5 protein-coding genes and 1 pseudogene are annotated in these 5,125 nt (G+C 69.9%); all 6 read left to right on the forward strand.

What is annotated here, in order from left to right; translation table 11 throughout:
* Positions 1-142 (forward strand): annotated as a pseudogene (locus ACIBJF_RS51995) (RNA-guided endonuclease TnpB family protein); the annotation flags it as partial.
* 589 nt (positions 143-731) lie between these two features.
* Positions 732-1,676 (forward strand): ABC transporter ATP-binding protein, encoded by a 945-nt coding sequence (locus ACIBJF_RS52000; RefSeq protein WP_399184894.1) that lies wholly within the window; start codon positions 732-734, stop codon positions 1,674-1,676.
* Positions 1,673-2,494 (forward strand): ABC transporter permease subunit, encoded by an 822-nt coding sequence (locus ACIBJF_RS52005; protein WP_399184895.1) that lies wholly within the window; start codon positions 1,673-1,675, stop codon positions 2,492-2,494. Before ACIBJF_RS52000 ends, ACIBJF_RS52005 begins: the two co-directional genes overlap by 4 nt.
* 28 nt (positions 2,495-2,522) lie before the next feature.
* Entirely contained in the window at positions 2,523-3,740 is a 1,218-nt protein-coding gene (locus ACIBJF_RS52010; protein WP_399184896.1) for a sensor histidine kinase, read from the forward strand.
* 3 nt (positions 3,741-3,743) lie between these two features.
* A complete protein-coding gene (locus ACIBJF_RS52015; protein ID WP_399184897.1) occupies positions 3,744-4,412 on the forward strand; it encodes a response regulator in 669 nt (222 codons plus the stop codon).
* A 185-nt stretch (positions 4,413-4,597) separates the two neighbouring features.
* Entirely contained in the window at positions 4,598-5,029 is a 432-nt protein-coding gene (locus tag ACIBJF_RS52020) for a transposase (protein WP_399184898.1), read from the forward strand.
* Positions 5,030-5,125 lie beyond the last annotated feature (96 nt).

The following is a 5,125-nucleotide window of genomic DNA, read 5'->3' on the forward strand; positions in this document are numbered from 1 at the left end:
AACGTATGCCTGCACCGTGTGTGGAGCGGTGTCCCCCAGGGACAAGAACTCCGCCCGCGTGATGCTGGTCCGGGCAGGTTGGAACCCGGACGGTGTCGAGGGCGTAGGACCGCCGGGGCCGCCGGCTCCGGTGGCGGCCTGAGCCGTAAATCCCCGCTCAGCCCTGGAGGGTGAGGAATCGCCTCCCTTCAGGGAGGGGAGCCTTCAAGCCTGGAAGGGCATGAGGAGTGAGGTCCCCGGCCGGGGCGCGGTCAACTGAGGGCCGCTTGTGTCGCCGGCGCGTGCGCATCGAGAGTGTTCCGGAAGGACAGGCCGATGCGTGGGAATCGCGGTGGTCTCCGTGACCCCGGTTGGCGCGTCGGCCGCGACCATGGACGCTCGGACGCGGCCATGACGTCAAGCGTCGGTCAGCCCGCTGATCGGAAACGGTTGGCGTCGAACGACCTGTGCCCGCTCCGCCTACCCCTGCGCGAGGCGGTCACCACGCTGTCCGCCGACGCCGTACGGGCCGCCTATGTCGGCGAGCGGGAGACCATGGGCTGACGGCGGCCGCCGGAACGTACATCGCCGGATGTACGTCGCTCAGCCCGTGGATGCAGGTACGGCCCTGGGAACGTCGCTCCATGGTCTGTCGAATCAGGCGGGGCATGCTTCTAGCGTGATGCGCGTCCGGTCGCGAACGGACGCCGCCCCCCACCGACGACTTCCCCTAGTTCCGACGAGGACCCTTCATGATCGAGGCCCATTCCCTCACCAAACGCTACGGTGAGCGCACCGCCGTGCAAGATCTCAGCTTCACCGTGCGGCCCGGCGCCGTCACCGGCTTCCTCGGACCGAACGGGGCCGGCAAGTCCACCACGATGCGGATGCTCCTGGGCCTGGACGCACCCACCTCGGGCCGTGCCGTCGTCAACGGCAAGAGCTACGCCGACCACCGGGCGCCGCTGCACGAGGTGGGGGCCATGCTGGAGGCACGCGCCATCCACACCGGGCGCAGCGCCCGCAACCATCTGCTGGCGCTCGCCGCCACGCACGGGATCTCGGTGCGCCGCGTGGACGAGGTGATCGACCTCGTCGGGCTGCGCGCGGTGGCGAAGAAGCGGGTCGGCGGCTTCTCGCTGGGCATGGGACAGCGGCTCGGCATCGCCAGCGCCCTCCTCGGCGACCCGGCCACGGTGATCCTCGACGAGCCGGTCAACGGCCTGGACCCCGAGGGCATCCTGTGGATCCGCAACCTGCTGAAGGGGCTGGCCGCCGAGGGGCGTACGGTCCTGGTCTCCTCGCACCTCATGTCGGAGATGGCGCTGACCGCCGAGCACCTGATCGTCATCGGGCGTGGGCGGCTGATCGCGGACACGTCGGTCGCGGAGTTCACCGCACAGGCCGCCGGGGACCTGGTGCGGGTACGCACCAATGAGGCGGAGAAGCTGCGCGAGCTGCTGGCGGGCCCGGACGTCACCGTCTCCTCCCCGGAGACGGGTGTGCTGCTGGTGACCGGCATCAGCAGCGAGTGGATCGGGCGGGTCGCTGCCGAGGAGGGCATCGCTCTGGCCGAACTGACGCCGCAGCAGGCGTCGTTGGAGGAGGCGTTCATGGAGCTGACCCGGGACGCCGTGGAGTATCAGGCACCCGCGGGGCAGGGCGTCGGCGCGGGCACGGAAGGGCGTGCGGCATGACGACGGTGACAGCAACGGTGATCCCCGAGGCCGAGCGGGGCGAGGTCACGCAGTTGAAGGTGATCCACTCCGAGTGGATCAAGCTGCGGTCGCTGCGGTCCACGCTGTTCACACTGCTGGCCGCGGTGGTCGCGATGATCGGCCTGGGCTACCTGTTCAGCTACTTCACCGCCGACCGCTGGTCCCATCTGCCGGCTGACGAGCGGCTGAACTTCGATCCCACTTTGACGAGTCTGCGCGGCTTCTTCCTGGCCCAGCTCGCCGTCGGCGTCCTGGGCGTCCTGGTGGTCAGCGGCGAGTACGCGACCGGGATGATCCGAGCCTCGCTGTCCGCGGTGCCGCGCCGGCTGCCCGTGCTGTGGGCCAAGGCGCTGGTGTTCGGCGCGGTGACGTGGGCGCTGACGACGATCGCCGCGCTGATCGCCTTCCTCGTCGGCCAGGCAGCGCTGTCCGGCCACCATCTCGGGACGTCGCTCGGCTCGCCGGGCGTACTGCGCGCGGTGTTCGGCGCCGGTCTCTATCTGACTGGCGTGGGCCTGATCGGGGTGGCGCTGGGCGCGCTGATCCGCAACACCGCGGGCGGCATCGCCACCCTGTTCGGTGTGCTGCTGGTGCTTCCGGTGCTCGCCGAGGCGCTGCCGTCCTCCTGGTACGACGCGATCAACAAGTATCTGCCGAGCACGGCGGGGCAGGGGATCGTCCACGTCCACGCCGATCCGAATACGCTGTCACCCTGGGCCGGTTTCGCGGTGTTCTGCCTGTACGCGGTGGTTGCGTTGGCCGGAGCGGCGGTGGCGTTGAAGCGGCGGGACGCCTGATGGCAGCCGACGGCTTCAGGGCGCGTCGATGACATACACCCTGCCCCAGGCCGTGCGTGTCCGGGCCCAGTCGTGGCGCGCCCTCGCCGGGCGTGTCCGACTGCGCCTGAGCGCACGGCTGTCGCCGCAGACGGTGGACGCGCTGTTCGCGGCGGCCGTCTTCGTGGTGCTGATGGGGGCGATGGACCGTGGCATGCGCCCTTTCCTGGGCCACCTGCTGCTGTTCGACGCGCTGCTGGCGCTGCCGCTCGTGTGGCGGCGCCGGGCGCCACTCGTGGCGTTCCTGGCGATATCGGCGGTCGCCTTCGTCCAGTGGTGTCTCGACGTGCGTACGCCGGCGGACATGACACTGCTGATCGCGCTGTACACGGTGGCCGCGTACGCGTCGAAGCGGCACATGTGGCTCGCCATCGGCGTACTGGTGACCGGTGCGCTGCTCGCGTCGGCCCGGTGGTCACCGCGGGAGCGGGGCATCGAGTCGTTCGTCGCGCTGTCCGCGATGGTGGTGGCCGCATCTGTGATCGGCATGAACATGCGTAGCAGACGGGCCCATCTGGCCGTCCTGGAGGAGCGGGCCGTGCGACTGGAGCGGGAACGCGACCAGCAGGCCCAGCTGGCGGTCGCCGGCGAACGCTCCCGTATCGCCAGGGAGATGCACGACATCGTCACGCACAATCTGTCGGTGATGGTGGCGCTCGCCGATGGGGCTGTCTTTGCCCAGGAGCTTCATCCGGAGCGGGCCACCGCGGCGATGCGACAGGTCTCCACGACCGGTCGGCAGGCGATCACCGACATGCGGCGCTTCCTCGGCGTTCTGCGCGACGACGAGCCCGACGCGCTCCGCCATCCGATGCCGGGCATCGCCCAGTTGGAGCCGCTCGCCGACCAGGTCCGCGCGGCCGGGCTGCCCACCCGCCTCGACGTCTCCGGCGATCCGGCGGCCGTACCCGTCGCGGCGCAGCTGACCGTCTACCGGCTGGTCCAGGAGGCGCTCACGAACACTCTGAAGCACACCCCGCCGGGCACTCGGGCCGATGTCCGGGTGTGCTGTACGGCGCAGCACGTCACCGTGGGGATCACTGACGACGGGCCGGCGGTGGAGGCCCCGGCCGCGTCCAACGGCCAAGGGCTGCATGGGATGCGGGAGCGGGCCGCGGTGTACGGCGGCGAGTTCGAGGCGGGGCCGCGCCCCGACGGCGGCTGGCAGGTACGGGCCGTGCTGGCCCTGTTCGGAAACGAAGCGTGAGACATGACGATCAGAGTTCTCCTCGTCGACGACGAGCCGCTGCTGCGCATGGCGTTCTCCATGGTGCTGGAGGCGCAGGCCGACATGGCGGCCGTCGGCGAGGCCGGTGACGGTGCCGAGGCCGTGCGCCTGGCCCGTGAACTGCGGCCCGACGTGGTTTTGATGGACGTGCGCATGCCGGGGATGGACGGCATCGAGGCGACCGGGCGGATCGTGACGCAGTGCCCCGAGGCGAAGGTACTGATCCTGACCACTTTCGACCTCGACGAGTACGCCTTCGCCGGACTGCGCGCCGGAGCCTCCGGCTTCCTGCTGAAGAACGCCCTGCCCGAGGAACTCCTGGCCGCGATCCGCTGCGTGGCCGCCGGCGACGCGGTCGTCGCACCCCGCATCACCCGGCTTCTGCTGGAGAACTTCGCCCACCAGCTCCCCACCCGGTCCGGCGGCGGTGTGCGCCAGGACGACCGACTGGACCGCATCACCGCCCGCGAACGCGAGGTCCTCATCCAGGTGGGCCTGGGCCTGTCCAACTCGGAGATCGCCGAGGCGCTCCAACTGGCCGAGGCGACGGTCAAGACGCACGTCAGCCGCATCCTGCTCAAGCTGGGACTGCGGGACCGCGTGCAGGCGGTGGTCTTCGCGTACGAGACCCGGCTCGTCCAGCCCGGGTAACCGGGCGTGTCACACGCTGCACACGCCGCCCACGCCCAGTGCCTGCCCCGCGACACGCAGCGGGACAGCGCAGTACCGGCTGCACTGGCGGAACCAGGCTCCAGGCCGCCTACCGCCATAACGAACATAACGCCCAGGGGTGGGTTCTCCGAGTCTGAGGAGCCAGATGCGCGGGCCTACCGCTGGTGCCGGAGGGAGCGATCAGCGCGAAGCGCCGGATGCACCTCATGGTGTTCACGGAGACCTTCGACGCCGACGTCATGTGGCGCTTTTTGGACCGGTTCGCATGCTACTTCGACCGCGAGGTCCGACTCGTCGTGGACGGCCACTCCTCGCACCACGCCCGCGAGGGCCGCGCCTGGCACGCCGATCACTCGAACCGCATCGAACCGCACTTCCTGCCGTCGTACTCGCCGGAGCTGCAGCCCGACGAGCTGGTCAACGCCGATCTCAAACGGAGCCTTCCGATGAGCAGCCGGGCCCGCGACCAGGCCCAACTCGTCGTAGAAAGCCGCAGGTTCTTCCACCGGCGTCAGCGTCAGCCACGCATCGTCCGCGGCTATCGCCGCGGACCCCCAGTTCGCTACAGCCTCGAAACAGAACCTTTGAGGTTCTGATCAATGAGCCTTTCCCGGTAAGCGATCATGCCTGTGTGTGATCGTTTAGACGGTGCGGTCGTATTCGAGCTGGAGCAGGACGAGGGCTGCGGCGGC

It is taken from the genome of Streptomyces sp. NPDC050743 (assembly GCF_044456925.1).
Lineage (GTDB): Bacteria > Actinomycetota > Actinomycetes > Streptomycetales > Streptomycetaceae > Streptomyces.